Source organism: Thermomonas sp. XSG (assembly GCF_014678725.1).
In the GTDB taxonomy this organism is placed as follows: Bacteria; Pseudomonadota; Gammaproteobacteria; order Xanthomonadales; family Xanthomonadaceae; genus Thermomonas.
The window spans coordinates 43,705-67,051 of record NZ_CP061497.1; the positions used below are offsets into that span (position 1 = coordinate 43,705).

Annotated in this window: 17 protein-coding genes; 13 read left to right on the forward strand and 4 right to left on the reverse strand. The window is 62.9% G+C overall.

Going from position 1 to position 23,347, the window contains the following annotated elements; translation table 11 throughout:
* The first annotated feature begins 10 nt into the window (after positions 1-10).
* From ICG51_RS00220 to ICG51_RS00255, 8 genes are all read left to right on the forward strand, one after another.
* A complete protein-coding gene (locus ICG51_RS00220) occupies positions 11-493 on the forward strand; it encodes a nuclear transport factor 2 family protein (RefSeq protein WP_190281004.1) in 483 nt (160 codons plus the stop codon).
* Between the two features lie 17 nt (positions 494-510).
* Positions 511-1,020: a DUF411 domain-containing protein gene (locus tag ICG51_RS00225; RefSeq protein ID WP_114959248.1), complete on the forward strand. Its 510-nt coding sequence runs from the start codon at positions 511-513 to the stop codon at positions 1,018-1,020.
* Between the two features lie 92 nt (positions 1,021-1,112).
* Positions 1,113-1,511, forward strand: coding sequence for a heavy metal-responsive transcriptional regulator (locus ICG51_RS00230; RefSeq protein WP_190281005.1), 399 nt, complete (start codon positions 1,113-1,115; stop codon positions 1,509-1,511).
* Positions 1,508-4,123: a heavy metal translocating P-type ATPase gene (locus ICG51_RS00235; protein WP_190281006.1), complete on the forward strand. Its 2,616-nt coding sequence runs from the start codon at positions 1,508-1,510 to the stop codon at positions 4,121-4,123. The genes ICG51_RS00230 and ICG51_RS00235 overlap by 4 nt, the downstream gene beginning before the upstream one ends.
* 27 nt (positions 4,124-4,150) lie before the next feature.
* Positions 4,151-4,429, forward strand: a complete 279-nt coding sequence (locus ICG51_RS00240) for an EF-hand domain-containing protein (protein WP_114958848.1) — start codon at positions 4,151-4,153, stop codon at positions 4,427-4,429.
* Positions 4,430-4,483: 54 nt separating this feature from the next.
* Positions 4,484-5,038: a DUF305 domain-containing protein gene (locus ICG51_RS00245; RefSeq protein WP_187570533.1), complete on the forward strand. Its 555-nt coding sequence runs from the start codon at positions 4,484-4,486 to the stop codon at positions 5,036-5,038.
* A 10-nt stretch (positions 5,039-5,048) separates the two neighbouring features.
* Positions 5,049-5,417, forward strand: coding sequence for a hypothetical protein (locus ICG51_RS00250; RefSeq protein WP_190281007.1), 369 nt, complete (start codon positions 5,049-5,051; stop codon positions 5,415-5,417).
* A gap of 124 nt (positions 5,418-5,541) precedes the next feature.
* Positions 5,542-6,000 (forward strand): hypothetical protein, encoded by a 459-nt coding sequence (locus ICG51_RS00255; RefSeq protein WP_190281008.1) that lies wholly within the window; start codon positions 5,542-5,544, stop codon positions 5,998-6,000.
* Here ICG51_RS00255 and ICG51_RS00260 read toward each other — a convergent pair.
* Complete coding sequence (locus ICG51_RS00260) at positions 5,997-6,239, reverse strand: hypothetical protein (RefSeq protein WP_190281009.1); 243 nt, start codon at positions 6,237-6,239, stop codon at positions 5,997-5,999. The two genes, ICG51_RS00255 and ICG51_RS00260, sit on opposite strands and share 4 nt — an antisense overlap.
* Before the next feature lie 335 nt (positions 6,240-6,574).
* Here ICG51_RS00260 and ICG51_RS00265 point away from each other — a divergent pair, with 335 nt between their 5' ends.
* Complete coding sequence (locus ICG51_RS00265) at positions 6,575-11,953, forward strand: NACHT domain-containing protein (RefSeq protein WP_190281010.1); 5,379 nt, start codon at positions 6,575-6,577, stop codon at positions 11,951-11,953.
* A 202-nt stretch (positions 11,954-12,155) separates the two neighbouring features.
* Here the strand turns inward: ICG51_RS00265 and ICG51_RS00270 are convergent, their stop codons facing one another.
* The gene (locus tag ICG51_RS00270; protein ID WP_190281011.1) at positions 12,156-13,595 is read right to left on the reverse strand and encodes a hypothetical protein; all 1,440 of its coding nucleotides are present in this window, start codon (positions 13,593-13,595) and stop codon (positions 12,156-12,158) included.
* Positions 13,596-13,886: 291 nt separating this feature from the next.
* Between ICG51_RS00270 and ICG51_RS00275 the strand changes: the two genes are divergently transcribed.
* Genes ICG51_RS00275 through ICG51_RS00290 form a run of 4 tightly spaced genes read left to right on the forward strand, consistent with a single transcriptional unit; the run spans position 13,887 to position 21,046 of the window.
* Positions 13,887-15,377: a class I SAM-dependent DNA methyltransferase gene (locus tag ICG51_RS00275; RefSeq protein WP_190281012.1), complete on the forward strand. Its 1,491-nt coding sequence runs from the start codon at positions 13,887-13,889 to the stop codon at positions 15,375-15,377.
* Entirely contained in the window at positions 15,365-16,900 is a 1,536-nt protein-coding gene (locus tag ICG51_RS00280; RefSeq protein WP_223809479.1) for a class I SAM-dependent DNA methyltransferase, read from the forward strand. The genes ICG51_RS00275 and ICG51_RS00280 overlap by 13 nt, the downstream gene beginning before the upstream one ends.
* Positions 16,893-18,056 carry a restriction endonuclease subunit S gene (locus ICG51_RS00285; protein WP_190281013.1) on the forward strand — a complete coding sequence of 388 codons (1,164 nt, stop codon included), beginning with the start codon at positions 16,893-16,895 and terminating at the stop codon, positions 18,054-18,056. The genes ICG51_RS00280 and ICG51_RS00285 overlap by 8 nt, the downstream gene beginning before the upstream one ends.
* Positions 18,053-21,046, forward strand: coding sequence for a type I restriction endonuclease subunit R (locus tag ICG51_RS00290; RefSeq protein WP_190281014.1), 2,994 nt, complete (start codon positions 18,053-18,055; stop codon positions 21,044-21,046). The genes ICG51_RS00285 and ICG51_RS00290 overlap by 4 nt, the downstream gene beginning before the upstream one ends.
* 84 nt (positions 21,047-21,130) lie before the next feature.
* Here the strand turns inward: ICG51_RS00290 and ICG51_RS00295 are convergent, their stop codons facing one another.
* A complete protein-coding gene (locus tag ICG51_RS00295; RefSeq protein WP_190281015.1) occupies positions 21,131-21,613 on the reverse strand; it encodes a Mov34/MPN/PAD-1 family protein in 483 nt (160 codons plus the stop codon).
* Positions 21,588-23,342, reverse strand: coding sequence for a ThiF family adenylyltransferase (locus ICG51_RS00300; protein WP_190281016.1), 1,755 nt, complete (start codon positions 23,340-23,342; stop codon positions 21,588-21,590). Before ICG51_RS00300 ends, ICG51_RS00295 begins: the two co-directional genes overlap by 26 nt.
* Between the last annotated feature and the right edge of the window lie 5 nt (positions 23,343-23,347).

Consider the following 23,347-nt stretch of genomic DNA (forward strand, 5'->3'; position numbering starts at 1 on the left):
CGCGAATCCCATGATCCATCGAATTGTTTTCCTCGCCTTGCTGGTGCTTCCATTTGCATCGCAAGCACATGACCCTGCGCAGCATGCGAAGACCAACGTACCTGCCATCGCCGCCGAGGCGAAGCCTGCGGTTGCGGCCGTGGATGCCTTCTCAAGCGCATTGCAGGCCGGTGATCTGAAGCGTGCTGGCACCTGGTTGGCCGACGATGTACTGATCCTAGAAAGCGGCGGTGCCGAGCACTCGAAAGCCGAATACATGGGCGGGCATGCAACGCACGACGCCGAGTTCCTGAAAGGCGCGCATGTGCAGTTGAAGCAACGCACGGCCAAAGTGGCGGGCGAGTTGGCGTGGGTTGGCAGCGAAAGTGAACTGCACACCAGCAAGGACGGCAAGCCGGTGACCACGCTGAGCACCGAAACCGTGGTGCTCAAGCGCGGTAAGGACGGCTGGCGCATTGTCCATATCCATTGGTCCTCGCGGGCGAAGCGATGAGGAGGAAGACCATGTCGATGCATGCTGCAACGGCCGTGTTGGTGCTGGGCGCTGTCGTATCGCTGGGCGCCTGCGCCAAACAGGCGCCAGCACCAGAACGCGCTGCCGAGGTCACAGCCGAAGTGGCACCAGTGCCCGCACCAACGCAAGCGCTGCCGCTCGTTGTCGTTCACAAGAGCCCGAGTTGCGGCTGCTGCGGCCTGTGGGTGGACCACATGCGCCAAGCCGGATTCCAGGTCGAGGTACGCGACGAGGACAACGTCAATCCGGTGAAGGAACGCGTGGGCGTGCCGTATGGCAAGGGGTCTTGCCATACCGCCGAGGTGGGAGGCTATTTCATTGAAGGCCACGTGCCGGCCGCGGACGTGAAGCGCCTGTTGGCCGAAAAACCCGACGCCAAGGGACTGGTGCTGCCCGGCATGCCAATGGGATCGCCCGGTATGGAGATGCCGGACGGGCATTCGGAGCCGTACACCGTCGAACTGGTGCGTCGGGACGGCACGACAGCGGCCTTTGCAGCGCACTGAACGTACATGGATGGCCGCATGCAGCAGGGCTTGACTCTGGACTTTACTCAAGGGTGGAGACTGGCGGCATTCCAGACGCAAGAGGTCCCTCAATGAAGATCGGTGAACTCGCCCAACGCACCGGTGTCCCCATCGACACCGTGCGCTACTACGAACGGCAAGGACTGCTGCGGGAGCCGGAACGTCAACCGTCCGGCTACCGTCGGTACCAGAGCGCCGATGTCTTGCGCCTGCGTTTCGTGCGTCGCGCGAAGGCACTGGGTTTCACCTTGGAAGAGATTCGCGAACTGCTCGCACTCTCCAGCCATCGCGAGAACGACATGGGCAGCCTCAAGGCAGCCGCCGAGCAGAAGCTGGCGGGCGTCGAGGCCAAGCTGGCGGAACTCACGAGGATTCGCGACGGATTGCGGACGCTGATCAAGGCATGTCCCGGGCATGGGGCATTGGGCGCTTGCCCGATCCTGCACGCACTCAACGAGGACGCCGCATGAACACGCACACGCATTCCGATCACGACGCGCATGGGCAGGGCAGTTGCTGTGCGAACAAGAAGCCGGCACCAGCATCCGACAACACCGTGATCGATCCGGTCTGCGGCATGCAGGTTGATCCCAACACGACATCGCATCACGTCAGTCATGCCGGCACCGACTACCACTTCTGCTCGGCACGCTGCAGGGAAAAATTCGTGACCGACCCCGAGCGTTACACGACGACCTCGGCCAAAGGGGAAGGGAAGGGCAGTTGCTGTGCGACCAAGGTACCGACATCCGATAGCGCCGTGATCGACCCGGTCTGTGGCATGCAGGTCGATCCCGACACCACGCCGCATCACGCCAGCCACGCCGGCACCGACTACCACTTCTGTTCGGCACGCTGCCAAGCGAAATTCGTTTCCGACCCGCCGCGCTATCTCACGCCCAAGGCCGAGACGGCGCCCGCCGCGCCGGCGGGCACGATCTACACCTGTCCCATGCACCCGGAAATCCGCCAGGAAGGACCGGGGACGTGCCCGATCTGCGGCATGGCGCTGGAGCCGGAAATGCCCAGCCTGGAGGACGAGGACAACCCGGAACTGCGCGACTTCTCGCATCGCTTCTGGTGGACGTTGCCGCTGACCGTCGTGGTCTTCCTGCTGGCGATGTTGGGCGACCGGCTGACGTTCCTGAGCATGGGTGCCCGCACCTGGCTGGAACTCGCGTTGAGCACGCCGGTCGTGCTCTGGGCCGGCTGGCCGTTCTTCGAGCGTTGCGTGCAATCGATCCGCAACCGCAGCCCGAACATGTTCACGCTGATCGGGATTGGCGTTGCATCAGCCTTCGGCTATAGCGTGGTGGCCACTGTGGCACCGGATCTATTCCCGGATTCGTTCCGTGAGCATGGCCGGGTCGGCGTCTATTTCGAGGCCGCCGCGGTCATCGTGTCATTGACTCTGTTGGGGCAGTTGCTGGAGTTGCGTGCCCGCTCGAAGACTTCGGCGGCGATCAAGGCTTTGCTGGGGCTCGCGCCGAAGACGGCCCGTCGCATCAACGACGATGGCAGCGAAGACGACATCCCGCTCGAACATGTCCACATCGGCTACAAACTGCGCGTGCGCCCCGGCGAAAAAGTGCCGGTCGACGGCGAAGTGCTCGAAGGGCGCTCCAGCGTCGACGAATCGATGCTGACCGGCGAATCGATTCCGGTTGAAAAGACCGCAGGCAGCCGCGTGATCGGCGCCACGATCAATGGCACCGGGAGCCTCGTCATCCGCGCCGACAGGATCGGTTCGGAGACCGTGCTGTCGCAGATCGTGCAGCTCGTCGCCCAGGCGCAGCGCTCGCGTGCACCGATGCAGCGCATGGCCGACAAGGTCGCGTTCTGGTTCGTGCTCGCGGTGTTGGCGATTGCCGTACTCACGTTCTTCGGCTGGGGCCTGTTCGGGCCGGAGCCGTCGTGGACATACGCCGTCCTCAATGCGGTCTCGGTGCTGATCATTGCTTGTCCGTGTGCGCTGGGATTGGCCACGCCGATGTCGATCATGGTCGCCACCGGCCGCGCGGCGCGTGCCGGCGTATTGTTCCGCGACGCCGAGGCGATCGAGCAGTTGCGCAAGATCGATACCTTGATCGTCGACAAGACCGGCACCCTGACCGAAGGTCGCCCGGCGTTTCGCGCGGTCATGGCCGCCGACGGGTTCGAGGACGACACCGTGCTGGGCTTGGCGGCAAGCCTGGAGCAGGGCAGCGAACACCCGCTGGCGGATGCGATCCTGACCGAAGCCAAGCGCCGGAACCTACCGCTGTCGACGACCGATGACTTCGATTCGGTTACCGGCAAAGGCGTGCGCGGGCAGATCGCAGGGCAGAAGCTTGCCCTCGGTAACAAGGCGCTCATGGCCGAGGTGGGCGCCGATGTCGCGCCGCTGCTTGCTCGTGCCGAATCGGCGAGGGGCGAGGGCGCCAGCGTGATGTTCCTCGCCGTGAATGGGCGGTTGGCGGGCGCGGTGTCCGTGGCAGATCCGATCAAGGCCACGACCTTGCCGGCTTTGAACGCATTGCGTGCGGCAGGCCTGCATCTGGTGATGGCTTCGGGCGATGCGCAATCGACCGCCGAGGCGGTGGGTCGCACACTCGGCATCGAGGACGTGCGAGGCGAGGTGCGTCCGCAGGACAAGGCCGCGCTGGTACAGCAACTCAAGGCGCAAGGGCGACGTGTCGCCATGGCCGGCGATGGTGTGAACGATGCGCCGGCTCTCGCGGCCGCGGATGTCGGCATCGCCATGGGCACCGGCACTGACGTCGCGATGTCCAGCGCTCAGGTCACCTTGGTCAAAGGCGATCTGAGCCGGATCCTGGAGGCGCGGGCGATTTCGGATGCAACGGTCGCCAACATGAAGCAGAACCTCGCCTTCGCCTTCCTCTACAACGCCATCGGCGTGCCGATCGCCGCCGGTGTGTTGTATCCGGTGTTCGGTCTGCTACTCAGCCCGATGATCGCGGCGCTGGCCATGAGCCTGAGTTCTGTTTCGGTCGTCACCAATGCGCTGCGCCTGGCGCGTGTTCCCCTGGGCGCAACGCACGCAGCACCCGCGCTGTCCGCACACGGCGCGTCTTCTCACTAAGACTTTCCCCCCACCTGGAGTAGGTTCATGAACAAATTCGTTTCGCTGGCCGCTGTCGGCCTCCTGTCCCTGTCCGCGGTAGCCGTCGCGGCGGAACCGCAAGCGCATGGAAGCCATGCGGGTCACGCGGCGCCAACTGCAGAAATCACCCCGGCCCAAAAGGAGTTTCGTGCGCTCGACAAGAACCAGGACGGCAAGCTGTCGAAGGCAGAGATGCCGGCCAAACATCCCATGGCCGCGCACTTCGCCATGATGGACACCAACAAGGACGGTGTGTTGTCGGAGGCCGAGTACACCGGCCACTGACGCGCGAATTTCGGCGGCGCGGTTCGTCGCGCCGCCATTCAAGGAGGTTCAATCATGCAAGCGCACTCCAAGCACCAGACGACTCACGACGCCCGGACGAAGGGCGGTCACGTCAGCCACACCGGCCACCAGACCAGCGACGGGCACTACGGGCGATTCGCGCTCATGCTGGTGCTGTCATTCGCTTGTATGTACGCGCTCATGTACGCCATGGTTGATCGCTTCGCGAATGTCGTGCCGAATATCAACCAGTTCTACATGGCGGCCCTGATGACCGCACCCATGGCGATCCTGGAGTTGGCGCTGATGGGCGCCATGTACCAGGACAAGCGAAAGAACGCGGTGATCTTTGCTTTGGCTGGCCTCGTTCTGGTCGGTAGTTGGTTTGGGATTCGCGCACAGGCCGGCGTCGATGACCGGCAGTTCCTTAAATCCATGATCCCGCACCATGCAGGCGCAATCCTGATGTGCGAGGAAGCCAGGATTTCAAGCCAAGATATCCAGGCGCTCTGCCGGAACATCATCGAAGGGCAGCAGGCCGAGATCGAGCAGATGAAATCCCTGCTGGATCCGACGCGCGGTCAGCCGCAACCTGCCACCCGGGACTAGAATCCTTTCCATGCCGCGACGCGTGTCCCGCTTGGTGCACTGGTTGGTGATCATCACCCTGATCGCCTCGACACTGATCGCGCCAGCGCAGGCGGCAAACGAGGCGCTCCAGCAGATCGCGGCAGCGCAAATGGCCGCGGCCATGGCGGACATGCCATGTGGTGATGAGATGGCCCCGTCGCTCGACACGCACGAGTTGCCTTGCGATTGCTGCAAGCCTGCCTCTTGGGATCTGACCGCCTGCTTTGGCACCGCCTATCTGCATGCGCTGCCGGATGTCGTGGCATCGGTTCCGCCGCATGCCACCCACGCGACCGGAAACACTCCGACGTATCTCTCGCGATCGCTCGATACGCTCTTGCGACCACCGATCGCTTAACACTCCGTTTTGTGCCATTCCGGACGCTTTTCGTCCGCATGCCGCTGCGTGCGGCATTCACGGAGATATGCCAATGACATTCTCACGACGTTGGGTAGCGCTCGCGCTACTCAGCACACTGCCTATGTTCGCGACAGCCAAGCCGATCGCCTTCGCGAAAGGCAAGACGCTCATGCTCGAGTACGGTGCCGGCACCATGAACGAGGTGCAGTTGTTCTTTGCTCCGCGTTATTGGGCCTCGGTCGGCGGTGGCTGGCTTGAGTTGAGTAGCGAGGACGGACAGAAACAGCGCCGCATCACCTACCTGCGCGGCAACCTCCTGGCCAAGCGATGGAACCTACCAGGGGCGCAAGCCAACGTGTTCGTCTGGGGCGGGCTCGGCCATGCCACCGGCAATGACTTCGCTGGCCGCACGCTCGCCCGCAATGTCGGTTTCCAGGTGGACTACGAGACACGCCGGGTCTATTCGGCGCTGCGGTCTGACCTACAGGAAAGTGATCGCTTCTCGCATCGAATCGATACGCTGCAGCTCGGTCTGGCCCCATACGAGCACGACTACGACACGCTGGCCCGCGCTCGCTAGACGAGAAGGCTTGCAACAAGGTCCGCCATCTCGAGCTCCTCGTTTATAGCCAAGACGAACGTGCGTACCCGGGCGCTCTTACAGGAAATTTCAGCTGTCGATTGCTGGTTCAGGTTGCTCTCGACTTCCAGGCCCAGCCATTCGAGTGCTTCGACGACGCGGGCACGGATAGGAGCTGCATGCATCCCGATGCCACCGGAGAAGGCGATGGCATCTATGCCGCCTATGGAGGCGGCCATTGCAGCGATCCCTCGCGATCAGGCAACTTCGTACCGTCGCGTCAGAAAATTCCGAAACGTGAGTCCGACGATTAGCGCTTGGCTGGCCGGCTCGGATTAGAAGTTTTTCCGAGCAGATGCCACTTCGTTGCGTCGCACGGGTTCACGCTGGCGGATAGCAGACCGCTTGGGTCGGGAGGGGACTGTCAAGAGTCTGAGATTCGTGCACGTTGTTGATCGTGCCCGGGTTTGCAGGTGGCCGATCACCGTCGCTATGCGACCCAAAGCGGACAACAGCCAGGAGACGAGGACCATCTCTGCTACTGTCCTTGGTCGAAAAGGGTCCTACACCACACATGACCTCTCCTGAGCTCACCGGCGGAGCCGGATTCACCTACGAAGACGCGGTCGCGGCGCATTACCTCACGGCGATGATCAGCGGCACAACGGCGACCGCCCTGGACGCAAGGATCGTGCAAAGGGTTGCCCAGCAACAGGCCGACTTCGAGGAACCGCTCGACGACTTGATCATCGACGCCACCTCCTTGTCCGACGGATCGATCATGCGGCTTTCGCTGCAGGTCAAGCGTTCGCTCACGATCTCGGAGGCGAACAGCGACTTCCGAGAGGTGATCCAGCGCAGCTGGCAGACGCTGCAAAAGCCCGACTTTCGCGAGCATGTGGACCGTGTTGGAGCGGTCACGGGGTCGGTCGCGGAAGAGACGTCCCGAGCTTTTGCGACCGTGTGCGAATGGGCTCGGGCTTCCGACACGACCGCGGCCTTCATGCAACGGTTTGTCGACGGCGGGAACGCCTCGGCTACTCATCGCGCTGTGGTCGAAGCGGTTCGAAACGTTGCACAAGACCAAGGCGCACCACTGTCCAACTACCAGCTGTACTGCCTGCTTTCGCACTTGGTGCTGATCCGGTTTGACTTCCTTCACGCCGGATCGACGCACGAAGCCGACGTTATTGTCAGCCTGCAGCGCGCGCTTGCGCCGGGGCAAGCGGAGCGTGCAAACGATCTGTGGGATTTGCTGCGCCAGCTCGCTCGCGACGGAGCGGGCCGCAGCGCCGTGCACACCCGCGCGTCGCTGGTGCGCGCGCTGGCTGGCTGGCGCTTCACGGGGGCACCCGCGTTCGCCGGCGACATGCAAACCCTGCGCGACAGCACGCGCCACTGGCTCGACCAGCAGGCCGACGATATCGGGGGGACGCACCTCACGCGCCAGGTGCTGCGCGACCAGCTCGGCGCTCAGATGGCGGCCCACCGTCTGACGCTGATCAAAGGCCTACCCGGCACCGGCAAGACGGTGCTACTACGTGACTTGGTGCAAAAGCTGGCCGCCGATGGCACCACATTGTTCCTTACCGCCAACCGACTCTCTGGCCGGAGCTGGTCGGAGCATGCCCGTGCGATGGGCTTGGCGACAACATCGATCGAGCCGCTGCTCGTGGAGGTCGCGGCCACCGGTCATGCAACGATGCTCATCGACGGCCTGGACCGTATCGCGCCGGAACAGCGCGCGATCGTGACCGATTTGCTCGGCCAGCTTCTGACGAACCCGGCGCTTTCCGACTGGCGTGTGGTCGCTACCGCGCGCGACGCAGGTATCGAGCCCCTGCGCAACTGGGTGCCTCCCGCGCTGCTCGCCAGCGGCGGCGTGGGCTATGTCGATGTGGAGAACTTGACGGACGAAGAGGCCAGCTTGCTCGCAGATTCGCTGCCAGCCCTGCGGCCGCTGCTGACGGGCGGAAATGATCGCGTAAAAGCGCTGGCACGACGCCCGTTCTTCGCTGCGGTGCTGGCTCGAGGGTTCTCGCGGGCGGCATACGCCGCAGGGTTCGCACCTCAGTCGGAGGTGGACCTCGTGGAGGCCTGGTGGACGCGGGGCGGCTACGACGCACATGCGCCCCAGGCGCTCGCGCGTCAGCGCGGGTTGATCGAATTGGCTCAGCGCAGCGCGCCAGACCTGGGCCGCAATGTGCGAATCCGCGACCTGTCACCGGCGACGCGGGACGTGCTCCCGGCGCTGGAGGAGGACGGCCTGGTGCAGCAGGTGCGCACGGGCCATACAGCCCAGTTCAGTCACGACATTTTCTTCGAGTGGTCGTTCTTGCACCTTCTGCTCGATCAGGGTGACGAATGGATCGCGACCTTGAACGCAGTCGGCGAACCGCCTGCCCTGGCGCGGGTAGTGGAGCTGCTGTCGCAGGCGACTTATCCGCTCCCCGACCAGTGGCCGCGCGAACTCCATGCGCTCGAGCGGGCTCAGCTCCGGCCGCAGTGGCTGCGAGCCTGGCTCGTGGCGCCAGTTTTCAGCCCGCGCTTCGCGGATCACGCCGACATGTTCGCTGCGTCACTGACCGCGAACGGCCACCGGCTTTTCGGAAAGCTCCTGGTGTGGATGCAGGCAGAGAAGACGACACCCAACCCCATGGTGCTGTCCGGAGTCCTGGGCGGCGATCTGGATGCCGCCGCGCGTATCCGTATCGCGGACTCGCTAGGCTGGCCTTCCGACTTCGCGGCGTGGCACCGCCTGCTCACATGGGCGATCGAACAGGTCGAGTCGATTCCTGACGCACAGTTGCGGGATCTCATCACGTTGTTCGAAACCTGGCAGGTCGCTGTCGCGGACTACCCCAACGCAGTGTCGCAGCGCATCGTAGCCAGGTGCGCAACGTGGTTGCACGCGATCGAGGATGAGCATGTGGACCGCCGGTTTCGATACGGCACGCCTGCAAAGGATGGTACGCCGCGCCCGCGGGTGCCGACGCAGCTGGAGACGGAGCTCCGCGCGTTGGTGCTCCGCGCAGCGCGCGCTTACCCTGATGTGGTAAACGCCTATCTCGCGAAGATCGAGACAATCGAGCTCTGGTCCGATGGCGCGTTCCGCGAGCTCATGACATTCGCGCCGGTGCTGGCGCAGACGCATCCTGCGCTGCTCGCGACGGTCGCCAAGCGCTGGTTCATGAGGGAGCTGCCGGACGACACATCGGCACGTTGGCGTCGCGAAGCGCGTGAAGAGGGTCGCCGGCGCCGGGAAGCCGAGGCCGTCCCGCCGGAGAAGAGATCGCGGTGGGACAAGCTCGCGCTTTCGAGCACGTCGATCATGCACCACTCGTTCTCCCACCACGATTGGGATCGACTGTCGATCGGCGGCGACCATCAGGGCTTCTTCCCCGCCTCGCCTCTCCGCGAACCGTTCCACTCGCTGCTCACGCGCGATCCGGCGACGGCGCTTGCGCTAATCCGAGATGTGACGAACCACGCCACCACGGCATGGCGTCAGTTGCATCGGCACTGGCATGGCAGCGCGACGCCGTTACCGCTCGTAGTTGCGTTCCCGTGGGGACAGCAAGAGTTCTGGGGGGACGACCGGCACTATTTCTGGTTCCGCGGGCATGGTGGGCCACAGGTTGTGGAGTGCGCGCTCATGACGCTGGAGCGCTGGGCCATCGCGCAGCTCGATGCGGGACGCCCATTGGACGAAGTGCTGCAAGAGCTGCTGGACGGGCATACGAGCATCGGCGTCCTGGGGATCGCGGTGCACCTCGCCTTGCGAGCTAAGCAAGCTTCGCCAACGACCTTGGCGCTGCTGCGCAGCCCGCGGCTGTGGCGGCTCGACCTGCAGCGCCAGGTCCAAGAGCACCAACTGCAAAGCGCGGGGCTGATGGGTTTCGACAACGCAAGCGTCGACGCCGTGCACCGACAAGCGGTTATCGACAGCAGCCAGATGACGTCGCGCCGCTTGGAACTGCGCGACCTGGTACCGCTCTTCGTCCTCGGAGACGACGCGGCCTTGCGGGACGCGTGCCGCGCCGCTCTCGACGACTTCCCGAACAAGGTGGAATTCGCCTATCAAGAAGAGGCGCAGAACCCAGAACATGTGGCCGAGCTCCGCCGCACCGCCGAACTATGGTCGGAGTTGGGCCACGCCGAGAACTACACCGCAGCACCGATCCCCGGCCGCAGTGATGTGGTCCAGATCTCGATGAGCAGTCCGCGACACGAAGCTCCCGAGGTGCAAGCGGCCCTGCAACGCCATGCGCAGGCGGCGCGCGAGATGGAGTTGTGGCTGTGGGTCGATAAGTGCTTCACTTTGCGCCAATGGGCGCCGGGCTTCTCGGTGGACGACGCCATCGGGCGTGCGAAAGAGCTGGCTGATGCGGCTGCTGCAGGGCGGTCGATGTCGCCGATGCCTGGCAGTGGGTTGACGGAAGGCGCGATTGCGGGAACGGCAGCGGCCGCGATTTGTTTCGCCGATGCGAGCGGGCATGAGGCCTGGGCCGATGCCACCATCGAAAGCTTCCGCGTTGCGCAGGACGAGATCTCCGACGACACGTTTTCTGGATCGGTGATCCCTTGGCACCCGAAGATCTTCGTGGCGCATGCGTTGGCCGCGCGTATCAGGTCGGCCCGCGAATATCCTGCCGACCGCGAAGCGCTCTATCGGTTGATTGCGCACCCACTCGATGCGGTTTCGTTCGTTGCGCTGTCCGGCGTCGCGGGCTGCTGGCAGCGCGACGCGCGGTTTGCCTGGTGTGGCCTGAACCTCGGGTTGCGGTTGGCGCAGCTCGTAAGCAGGCGAGACATGCACCGGCTAGACACCGAGGCACGGCGGCAGGTGGAATCGGACCACCGTGCCGCGACGATGGCCGCGGCACTCGACGAGTATCGTGCGCAAGGGCCGCTGCCTGCCTGGGTGCGCCCACGGCCTTCGTGGGTGCGGGCCGCGTCGGACGCTGAGAATCCGCAGACTCTCGACGGGGAAGAAGACGGAGGGTGGCAGAGCACCGACGATCTGTGGGACGGCCGGTACGCCGCAAACGTCTTGCAGAGAGTCCCAGTGGCGGTGGTCATGGCGAGCGCTGGCCGTGCGCACTTTGTCGACGCCCTCGAGGCGTATATCGGCTGGACGCTCGACACGATCAACCCGGTGTGGCGAACCGAGCGGCGTCGGGGCCGCGAGCGTGGCGACGCAAACCTGTACGAGTGGGAGGATCAGCTGGGTCGGATGGTGGCAAGCGTTGCCCCCCATCTTCCAGCCGACGAGATCTTGCAGAGGTTGCTGCGGCCGATCCTTGCCCAGCCTGACGAGATCGCGATGCGGCTGCTCGCGCCGTTCACTGTGTCGTTGGTCTGCGGCGAAGTCCTCGATGCGCCGGAGGTCCGCGATGACACCCTGTACCTGCTGCAGGCCGTACTCGATCGAACGTTGGAGAATGACGACCTGCGCCGTTCGCCTTACAACGACGGGCGCATGGGCGGCTTCGACCTGCCGAAGCTAGTCGATTCGCTGATGTTCGTGGTAGTCGAGCACGCCCCCGGCGCCACGCGCTTCGCCAACGGCGTCTGGGATGATCTTGGCCAGGTGATGTCGCTGGTTGACCGCATGGTTCGCGTCGCCGGCTGGCACCCCTACGTCGCTCGCCAGTTCGTCACGCTATGCGAACGTTCCGGTGCCGTCTACCCGGCTGAAACATTCGCCGACCAAGTGCTGGCGCAGATCGTCGATGGGTGCCTCCCTGCGGGCTGGAAGGGCTCCTTGGTACCAGCCGCGATCGCGACGCTGGTGCAGGCGCACGCCGACCGACAGCATCCGTTGCCGGCTGCTCTGGCCCGCAAGCTGTTGCAGGTGCTTGACGCGCTGGTCGATCTCGGCGACCGCCGCAGCGCGGCGTTGCAGCAGAGTGAGTCCTTCCGCGGAGTGTGCGTGCCCGTCTCGACCTGAGACGCCGTTAGTTGTGAGAGCTCTTTAGCGGTCTCGCAGGCTCGTTAGCAAGGTACGAGTGTTGAACGGCCGCTTTTGGCCGCATGCGGACGTTGCCCGGGGAGGGCAGGGCGGCGGATAAGGGATGTTTATCGGGGGTAGGGAAGTTCGCCTTCCACCCCTGTCGGCTACCGACAAGTCCGTGCATCACTTGGGATCTTCTTCATGAACTCGGCGACGACGGCTGCACGACCCTAGGCTTTAGGCTAGTCCCGCACCCACATCGGTTGCCGAGAGAGAGTGGGGTATCGCAGATCACACAGACGAGGTACGGCTCGGCTAGCCCTTCATGTTTGACGACCTGCTCGGCGACTATGCGCTCATGGCGCTCCGACAGAATCTCGGGCGGCGGAGGTAACGCCGGGCTCTGCTCCGTCGTTCGGACGGGAAGATTAGGCATGAAGGCGGTCAGGTCCGGCTCAGTTGCTATCACCTCGTACACGCCCATCTCCTGCAACTCGACGAGCGAGGCAGCCCATAGCTGATCCGCTAGATCGCCGACCAACTCAAAGGGGGAGGGAATCAGTTCGTTCTCCCAGTCCTCGAAGAAGGAAGCCGAATATGGGTATCGGCGCGGATAGCCTTTTGCCCGGGCCTGCTGCCAATCGCGCTGCTGGGCGTCAAAGAGTCGCTTCAGCGGGACATTGAAGCCAAACATCCGGCCTAGATGCGGGACCCACTTTCCGGTCTGGATTCGGGTACCCACGGGCTGGCCACGCACGAACTGCCCCCACAGGGTCAGCTGCCACAGATGGGGGTGGGCGTCGATCAGCTGCCACCCGGTCGGGAGCTGCGCGAGAAAGGGGGGGAGGGGGGCGTTGTCCAGGTAGCGCCGGCGGGCTAGGTTGATCGCCGGCGCATCCCGCGCGGACAGCCGTAACAGCTGCTCCCGCGCGGCCGAGGGCGAGGATAGTTCGACGAGTGCCTCCAGATCGCTCAGGTGCGGGGCACGGAGCTTCTGGCGGAACCGCTCCTTGCGTTGGCGGTCTGCGTCCAGCTTGGCTTCAGAGCTGCGCCGGGCCGCGTCACGCTCGGCGCGCTCGGCCAGGATCCGGGCGTTTCGGTCAGCGACCTGCTGCTCGAGATTTGCCAAGACCTGCTCAAACATGCGTTCGGCCGTCGGCGAATGAATCCAGAATCGAGGAGCTTCACGGAGCACGGCGCGTTCAAACGCATCGTCGAGCACCGCGTCGGCATCCAGCTGGGACAGATCAATCTCAATCATGGCCCAGCCGCGCTTGCGAACCAAGGCGGCCTTGTCCTGGCCGACGGCGTTGGAGACCTTGACCTCCACCAGCAGCGGCACCGTAGTGGGCTGGTTATCTTCAAGCACCACGTCTGGGCGCATGCCGACCATCCAGACCTCCTCCTTGGCCTGGGTGTATTCCCATAGGCGTGCGGGGCGTTCCAGGGCTTCCTGGTGCATCTGGTGGTCGAGGTCGGGGCAGGCAGCAATGCACTTCCAACTGGGCAGCTGAATCTGACCCGCGGCGAGGAGGACCTGCTTTGCCATCTTGTGTACGGCCGTCTCGTAGCAGTGCTCATCGCCTCCGCCGTGGTGGTGAGCGAAGTGCCAGCGCTGGGTTGCGCCCTTCTTGGCCATTAGTTGCCGGCCGCAACCCGGGCAGTGACAACCGCAGGCCAGTCCACTGTCCACCGCCGACGGAGGGTACAAGACCCCGTCGTGCTCTCCGAAGGGCACTTTTAATCCAGCGGTGTTTGCATTGCGCCCGGCTTGCCCTGCCATCGCCCTCTCTCCCTGGGGTGATTCTATAAAAGAGCGCATCTCGCCCAATGAGACACCCCGGCCTAGAATGGGGCTCATCAAGGGGGATTGCATGCAGAATCTGATTCAAGTCTTTGATTTTTCTTGGGCAATTCAGCAGGGCGGGGCATGAACGAAACGTCCCTGAGCCAGCTGGAGGCCCACCTCTGGGCCTCCGCCAATATCCTGCGCGGCCCCGTAGATGCGGCTGACTTCAAGACCTACATCTTCCCGCTGCTGTTCTTCAAGCGCATCTGCGACGTCTGGGACGAGGAGTACCAGGAGATCGTTGATGAGACCGGCGACGAGCAACTGGCCTGGTTCCCGGAATCGCACCGCTTCCAGATCCCGGAAGACTGCCACTGGAACGACGTTCGCACCAAGGCCAGCAATGTCGGGACGGCCCTTCAGCGCGCGATGCGCGAGATTGAGAAGGCCAACCCCGACACCCTTTACGGCGTGTTCGGCGATGCCCAGTGGTCGAACAAGGATCGGCTGTCTGATGCCTTGCTCAAGGACCTGATCGAGCACTTCTCCAAGCTGCCGTTTGGCAACAAGAACGTCAACTCGGATCTGCTTGGCGACGCCTATGAATACCTGATCAAGAAGTTCGCCGACGCCACCAACAAGAAGGCCGGCGAGTTCTACACCCCGCGCAGCGTCGTGCGGCTGATGATCGACATGCTCGATCCCAAAGAAGCCGAGACCATCTACGACCCGGCCTGCGGTACCGGCGGCATGTTGCTGGCCGCTGTGCAGCACGTGAAGGAACAGCATGGCGACGTGAAGCGGCTGTGGGGCAAGCTGTACGGACAAGAGAAGAACCTCACCACCTCATCCATCGCGCGGATGAACCTGTTCCTTCATGGCATCGAAGACTTCCAAGTGGTGCGCGGCGACACCCTGCGTAACCCGGCCTTCTTCGAGGTCGACCGACTGGCCACGTTCGACTGCGTGATCGCCAACCCCCCGTTCTCGCTGGAAAAGTGGGGCGAGGACCTGTGGCTGAACGATCCCTTCGGCCGCAACTTTGCTGGCCTGCCGCCCTCATCCAGCGGTGACTTTGCCTGGGTGCAGCACATGGTCAAGTCAATGGCTGACGTCAGCGGCCGGATGGCCGTGGTGCTGCCCCAGGGCGCCCTGTTCCGCAAAGGTGTGGAAGGCAGCATCCGCCAGAAACTGCTGGAGATGGATCTGGTCGAGGCCGTAATCGGGTTGGCGCCCAACCTGTTTTACGGCACCGGCCTGGCCGCGTGCATCCTGGTCTTGCGCAAGCGCAAACCGGTCAAGCACAAAAAAAAGGTGCTGATCGCCGATGCGTCACGCCTGTTCCGCCGGGGGCGCGCGCAAAACTATCTGGAACCCGAGCACGCCGCCGAGATCCTCGGCTGGTATCGCGGCTTTGCCGATGTGCAGGACGCGGTCCGCGTGGTCAGCCTCGACGAGATCAAAGTCGAGGACTGGACGCTGAACATCTCGCGCTATGTCCTGCCGCCATTGCAAGAAGACATCCCCCCGCTGCCGGTTGCCATCACGGCATTCAAGGACGCGCTCATCCGCTGCCGTGAAGCCGAAGAGCGGCTCGCGCAGGTCATTACTGAAGGGGGATGGCTGAAATGAGTCACCCAAGTAAACGCATCAGCCAACAAGAACTCGAAAGCTACCTGTGGGGTGCCGCCGTGCTGCTGCGCGGCCTCATCGACGCCGGCGACTACAAGCAGTTCATCTTCCCGCTGCTGTTCTACAAGCGCGTGTCGGATGTGTGGGAGGAGGAATACCAGGCGGCCCTGGCCAACTCGAAGGGCGACCTCTCCTACGCGCAGTTCGCGGAGAACCACCGCTTCCAGATTCCCCAAGGCGCTCACTGGAACGATGTTCGCCAGGCACCCAAGAACGTAGGCACCGCCATCCAGAAAGCCATGCGTGCTATCGAGACCGCCAACCCGGATCTGCTTGATGGCATCTTCGGCGATGCACCCTGGACCAACCGCGAGCGCCTGCCCGATGAAACGCTGAAAAACCTGATCGAGCACTTCTCGACGCAGACACTCTCGGTGGCCAACGTCCCCGAGGACGAGTTGGGCAACGCCTACGAGTACCTGATCAAGAAGTTCGCGGACGACTCAGGCCACACGGCGGCCGAGTTCTACACCAACCGCACCGTCGTCCACTTGATGACGCAACTTCTTGCACCTCAGGCGGGCGAGTCGATTTACGACCCCACGTGCGGTACCGGCGGCATGTTGATTTCAGCGCTGGACGAAGTGAAGCGCTCGGGCGGAGAGTACCGCACGCTCAAGCTCTACGGGCAGGAGCGCAACCTCATTACCTCATCCATCGCCCGCATGAATCTGTTCCTGCATGGCGTGGAGGACTTCGAGATCATCCGGGGTGACACCCTGGCTGAACCCAAGCACATCGAAGGCGACCGCCTGCGCCAGTTCGATGTGATCCTGGCCAACCCGCCGTACTCCATCAAGCAGTGGAATCGCGAGGCCTGGAGTAGTGACAAGTGGGGACGCAACTCGCTGGGTACGCCACCGCAGGGCCGCGCCGACTACGCCTTCCAACAGCACATCCTGACCAGCCTCACCACCAAGGGGCGTAGTGCCGTGCTCTGGCCCCACGGTGTGCTGTTCCGTAATGAAGAACAGGCCATGCGCGCCAAGATGGTCGAGCAGGACTGGGTCGAGGCCGTCATCGGCTTGGGCCCCAACCTGTTCTACAACTCTCCGATGGAGTCGTGCATCGTCATCTGCAACCGCAAGAAAGTCGCCGCTCGCAAGGGCAAGGTGATCTTCATCGACGCGGTGAGTGAGGTAACCCGCGAACGGGCGCAGAGCTTACTTAAGCCCGAGCACCAGCAGCGCATCCTGACCGCTTACAAAACGTTTGCCGATGTTCCCGGTTTCGCCAAGGTCGCCACCCTGGCCGAAATCGGCATCAATGCGGGCAACCTCTCGATCCCGCTGTACGTGAAGCGCATTGCCGCCGCCATCGCCACCGACAGCAATGGTGACGCGGTATCGCTGCGCTCAGCCTGGGATCAATGGCAAACCGATGGCCGTGCCTTCTGGCAACAGATGGACGCGCTGGTGGAAACGCTGGATGGAGTTATTACGGAGGACATCGAGCGTGTCTGATAACAAGAATTTGAAGCCAGGCTGGAAGGTCTGGCGCTTCGATCAGATGGCGACGAACGTCAATGTCCGTATCGACAACCCGTCCGAATCGGGCATGGAGCACTACGTTGGTCTCGAACACCTAGATGCCGACTCGCTGAAGATTCGTCGCTGGGGTACGCCGGACGACGTGGAAGCCACCAAGCTGATGTTCAAGAGGGGCGACATCATTTTTGGGCGCCGCAGGGCTTACCAGCGGAAGCTCGGTGTCGCTGAGTTCGACGGTATCTGCTCAGCACACGCGATGGTGCTGCGTGCCAAGCCCGAAGTCGTGCTGCCGGAGTTCCTGCCCTTCTTCATGCAGAGCGATCTGTTTATGAAGCGAGCAGTGGAAATATCTGTTGGCTCACTGTCGCCCACAATCAATTGGAAAACGATGGCCATTCAGGAGTTCGCGCTACCGCCAATTGATGAACAAGTAAGGCTTGTTGATCTGCTTCAAGCGATAGAGCGCACGACTGAGTCGCATCGGAAGATAGGCGGCTCCGCCGACAAGCTTGTTCGTTCATTGCTGTCCGACGTGCTGAATCGAGAATGGCCAGTTGTCGACCTTGGCTCAGTCGTTCAGGGGACCCAGTACGGCCTCTCAATCAACGCCGGATCGGACGGTCAATATCCGATGCTGCGAATGATGAATATCGAAGATGGGCTCTGCGTCGAAAATGACATCAAGTATGTAGACCTCAGCGAGAAAGACTTCGAAGCCTATCGGCTGGTCGACGGCGATGTGCTTTTCAACCGGACAAACAGCTATGAGCTGGTTGGCCGAACAGGGGTGTACGAGCTTGAGGGCGATCACGTCTTTGCTTCGTACCTTGTACGGATCAAGACTATCCCTGAAAAGCTGGAACCGAAGTTCCTCACGCTTTACCTGAACTCTGATTTCGGGCGTCGACAAGTTCTTGCATATGCAACGAAAGCGGTAAGTCAGGCGAACGTGAACGCCAGTAACTTACTCCGTGTTCGTCTGCCTTTGCCGCCCTTGGAGGTGCAGAAGCAGCTGCTGGAGGAGATTGCGTGCGCGAAGTCCGCGGAAAGAGCAGCGATGGTGCGCCGCTCTTCCGCAGAGGAGATGAAGAAGCAGTTGCTGGCAGAAATTGCGGGGGACGCAGAGTGAGCTCTTTCAACGAATCCAACACCGTCGAAGCCTACGTCCGCGATCTGCTCGCCGGCCCAGTCAAGGCTGTCCCGGCCAACACCGCCCAGGAACCTCAAGCCAGCTACGGTCCCAGCCCCAAAGGCATCGGCTGGCGCTACGCTGCTCCGTCTGAGGTGCCGCGCCAGATCCAGGAAGTGCTGGTCGAACCCTGGCTGCGCGATGCACTGATCCGCCTGAACCCCGAGATTGCCGCCCAGCCCGACCGCGCCGACGAGGTGCTCTACAAGCTGCGCGCCATCGTGCTGTCGGTGCGATCGGATGGCCTGATCCGCGCCAACGAGGAAATGACCGCCTGGATGCGCGGTGAGCGCTCGATGCCCTTCGGCCCCAACAACGAGCATGTGCCGGTGCGGCTGATCGACCTGGATGATCTGGCGCAGAACCAGTACATCGTCACCCAGCAGTTCATCTACCGCGCAGGCCCCACCGAGCGCCGCGCCGATCTGGTGTTGTTGGTCAACGGGCTGCCGCTGGTGCTGATCGAGGCCAAGACGCCAGTCAAGAAGTGCATCAGCTGGGTCGACGGGGCGGTGCAGGTGCACGACGACTACGAGAAGCTCGTACCGGAGCTGTTCGTCTGCAACGTGTTCTCGGTGGCGACCGAAGGCAAGGCTTACCACTACGGGTCCATCGGCCTGCCGGTCAAGGATTGGGGGCCGTGGCATCTGGATGGCAATGGCGAGGATGGTCAGCACCACCCGCTGAAGTCGCTCAAGCTGTCCGCTGAGAGCATGTTGCGCCCGCATGTGGTGCTGGACATTCTCGGCAGCTTCACCCTGTTCGCCACCAACAAGAAAAAGCAGCGCATCAAGGTCATCTGCCGCTACCAGCAGTTTGAAGCGGCCAACAAGATCGTCGAGCGCGTGCTGGCCGGTTACCCCAGGAAAGGGCTAATTTGGCACTTCCAGGGTTCGGGCAAGTCACTGCTGATGGTGTTTGCCGCGCAGAAGCTGCGCATGCATGCGGGCTTGAAGAACCCCACCGTGCTGATTGTGGTGGATCGGATCGATCTCGACAGCCAGATCACCGGAACCTTCACTGGGGCGGACATTCCCAATTTGGAAAAGGCGGATACCCGCGAGAAGCTGCAGCAGCTGCTGGCGCAGGATGTGCGCAAGATCATCATCACCACGATCTTTAAGTTTGGTGAGGCCGAGGGCGCGTTGAATGAGCGCAGCAACATCATTGCCCTGGTGGACGAAGCCCACCGCACGCAAGAAGGCGACCTGGGCCGCAAGATGCGCGAGGCCCTGCCCAACGCGTTTCTGTTCGGCCTGACCGGCACGCCGATCAACCGTGCCGACCGCAACACCTTCTACGCCTTTGGTGCCGACGAGGACGAGAAAGGCTACATGAGCCGGTACGGCTTCGAAGAGTCGATCCGCGACGGTGCCACGCTAAAACTGCACTTCGAACCGCGCTTAATCGACCTGCACATTGACAAGGCCGCCCTGGACGCCGCCTACAAAGACCTGACCGGCGGCCTGTCGGATCTGGACAAGGACAACCTCGCCAAGACCGCCGCCAAGATGGCCGTGCTGGTGAAGACGCCTGAGCGCATCCGCAAGATCTGCGAAGACATCGTCGAGCATTTCCAGACCAAGGTGGAGCCCAATGGTTTCAAGGGCCAGATCGTCACCTTCGACCGCGAGTCCTGCCTGCTGTTCAAGACCGAGCTGGACAAGCTGCTGCCGCCCGAGGCTACAGACATCGTGATGTCGGTGCAGGCGGCGGACAAGAAGGAACACCCGGAATACACCCAGTACGACCGCAGCCGAGATGAAGAAGAGCGACTGCTCGACCGCTTCCGCGATCCGGCCGACCCGCTGAAGCTGATCATCGTTACCTCCAAGTTGCTGACCGGTTTCGATGCGCCCATCCTGCAGGCAATGTATCTGGACAAGCCGCTGCGCGACCACACGCTGCTGCAGGCCATCTGCCGTGTAAACCGCACCTACTCGGAGCAGAAGACCCACGGCTTGATTGTTGATTACCTGGGTATCTTCGATGATGTGGCAGCAGCGCTGGAATTCGACGACCAGAGCGTCAAGCAGGTGGTCAGCAACATCCAGGAGCTGAAGGACAAGCTGCCCGAAGCCATGCAGAAGTGCCTGGCGTTCTTCGCCGGCTGCGACCGCAGCGTGCAGGGCTATGAGGGCCTGATCGCCGCGCAGCAGTGCCTGCCCAACAATGAGGTGCGGGACAACTTTGCTGCTGAGTACAGCGTGCTCAACAAGATCTGGGAGGCGCTGTCACCGGATACCGTTCTGGGCCCCTTCGAAAAGGACTACAAGTGGTTGTCGCAGGTGTACCAGTCGGTGCAGCCCTCCAGTGGCCACGGCAAGCTGATCTGGCACTCGCTGGGCGCCAAGACCATCGAGCTGATCCACCAGAACGTGCATGTGGACGCCGTGCGGGATGACCTCGACACCCTGGTGCTGGACGCTGATCTGCTGGAGGCCGTGCTGTCGAACCCCGACCCGAAGAAGGCCAAAGAGATCGAGATCAAGCTCAAGCGCCGGCTGCGCGGGCATGGCGGCAACCCCAAGTTCAAGAAACTGTCGGAGCGGCTTGATGCGCTGAAAGACCGGTTCGAGTCTGGCCAGATCAACAGCGTCGAATTTCTGAAGCAGCTACTGGAAATCGCCAAGGAGACGCTGCATGCCGAGAAGGAGGTCCCGCCTGAAGAGGACGAGGATCGCGGCAAGGCGGCGCTCACTGAACTATTCAACGAGGTCAAGACGGCCGAGACGCCCATCATGGTCGAACGCGTGGTCGCGGACATCGACGAAATTGTGCGACTGGTCCGTTTCCCGGGCTGGCAAGGCACGCAGGCCGGCGAGCGTGAGGTCAAGAAGGCCCTGCGCAAAGCCCTCTTCAAGTACAAGCTGCATGCGGATGAAGAATTGTTCGAGAAGGCCTACAGCTACATCCGGCAGTACTACTAACGGGCTTACGGGGTAGGCGTCGGGTAAGCGATTAGGAATATTCATCGGGGGTAGGGCAGGTCTGGTCTTGGCCAAGAGCGGACGCTAGGCCGTTAATTCCCAACCACTCTGAAGCCTGATGTTGGACTGTATCCGCGTGCCGTCAGGGAGGTAGGTATGGACGGTGGCAATCAGCCCTCCCTCTAATTCGAGCTTGGCGATCAGCAGCACTGCGAAGTTCGCGCCGACTTCCACGTCCTGGACGATCTGAAGCATTGACAGGTCATCTGTTCTACTTGGGTAAGGTGCAAATGATGGGTGCGAATGCCATTCGCCAAGATAATTGAACCGGGTGTAGTCATGTCCGGTCTGTTGGAAGAATGCGCGAAGCCGTACCATGGCGTCCTCGATTCTTCGCACGAATGAGGCGAATGCACCGCGACGATGCACGGTCATCTCCCGGACGATGAAGAGATTTGGTCCGACATGCTCGCCCATCAGGATTCCACCGACCTCGCGCCGGCCGGCTTTCCGGAGCGCCGCCAGCAGCAACTCGTGCTGCTCAGGCGGCAGGATCAGCGTCAGCACGCTTTTGTCCTTCGTACATCCTCAACAACGCTTCCACGACGGCATGCCTGTCTTCGCCAGTCCCGGCGTCCTCGCCGCGCTCCCAACCAAGGCCCTGCACGGCGACCGGGCGCGTGTCGAACGGTGCCTCGAAGATCCACTCGCGGCGCATGCCCAACAGGTACACCGAATAGGGAAACTCGCTTGAATCCTGGGACAACGCGGTATCGATGGCCAGCCGGGTCAGCGCGGTCGCTACGAAGCCGACGTCGCTGTCGTATGCGACCAACGGTTGTTCTTCGGTTCCGTCGTAGCCTGCCGTGTTCTTGAAAGGCGCGTCGGGAAGGGTCGCCAGGTAGGCGTGGTAGGCGTCGCGAACCGCCAACGGGTTCGGATCGCGTCCCGGGCGCGCCCGCGCGATCATCCCGCCGTAACCGCCGGCGAATATCTCGCCCCAACATAGCGGCGTTTCCTGCCGCGTCGCTAACGCTGCCAGCAGCAGGAAGACTTCCGGATTAGCGGTGGCATCGATCAGCAGGTCGCAGTTGGACAGATCCTTGAGCGCGGCTGCCGCGGTCACCGCTGACTCCTGACCGGCGAGACGAGTGGTTCGCGTATCCACCTGCACTCCAGCGGCAATCAGTGACAGTGCGTCACGCGCCGCTCGTGCCTTGTGCGTTCCCACGTAGGCCCAAGACAGCTCGTGGCGCACCATGTTGCCGGGCGCGAGGTAGTCGTCGTCCACCAACAGGAAGCGGCGGACACCGGATCGCGCCAATGAAACCGCGATCTTGCTGCCCATTGATCCGAGCCCGACGATGCCGACGCGGACATTGGACAGTCGTTGCGATTCCTCCGACAACCTGAAATCGGAAGGCGACGGCCACACGATCCTGTGCTCCAGCAACTCCGGCTGCTCGCCCGAGTCGATCAGGAACACCTGCAGCGACGACAACGCCGTGCCCAGCAGCACGATGGTTCTGGCCTTGTACTTGCCGGCCTCCTGCACCAGGACGTCGTCGGTGGCAAATCCCGCCTCTGCTAGCACTCGCACCAACGCCTCGGCGGATTCGACGGATTGGCGCTGGTCGAAGACTTCGCTATGAAAGATCCATCCATCGCCGGACAGAGAGAACAGCGGGAGCGATGTTGCGATACCTTCCGGAACGTCGGCCACGTCTTGCAGCACGTCCTGCGCGTCGGCGACTTTCGCCGCGAACATGACGACTGCACCCAGGTTGTACACGATCGCCGATTTCAGCCGGGTTCGGGACGGTAGCGGGAGCGCCGTCCACGTGGCCAGTAGCCCGGTGGTGGCCACGAAGCGCTGGCCCGCGCCGCGCATGTCCTGTCCCTCCGTCAGGCGGTGCGCCGAGGGCACCGTGTTCGGCAACTCGGGATGCTGTTCAGTGCTCAGCAGTTCGTGTGCGCTACGCACCATGTCTGCACCCGTCACGTCGGGATGCCAGTTGTCTGCCCGCCACTGCAGGCACAGCGGGCCGCCGGCCCCGTACTGGTGGCCGGACCATCGCTCGGATCTGTCTCGCGGACAGATGTAGGGCGGCGAGTCCGGAAACATGGCCGGATAGGTCATCCGCCCCGCAAAGACGCGGCCATGGATGGTCATGTCGAGATCGACCGCAATCGAGCCGTCATCGGACATGCGCCAGGCCGTGCTCAGCCAGCCGGCCTCGGCTTCGAGACGATCGAGTTCCGCACGCTCGCTCAGGAAGCGCGCGGGATCGTCCATGGCCC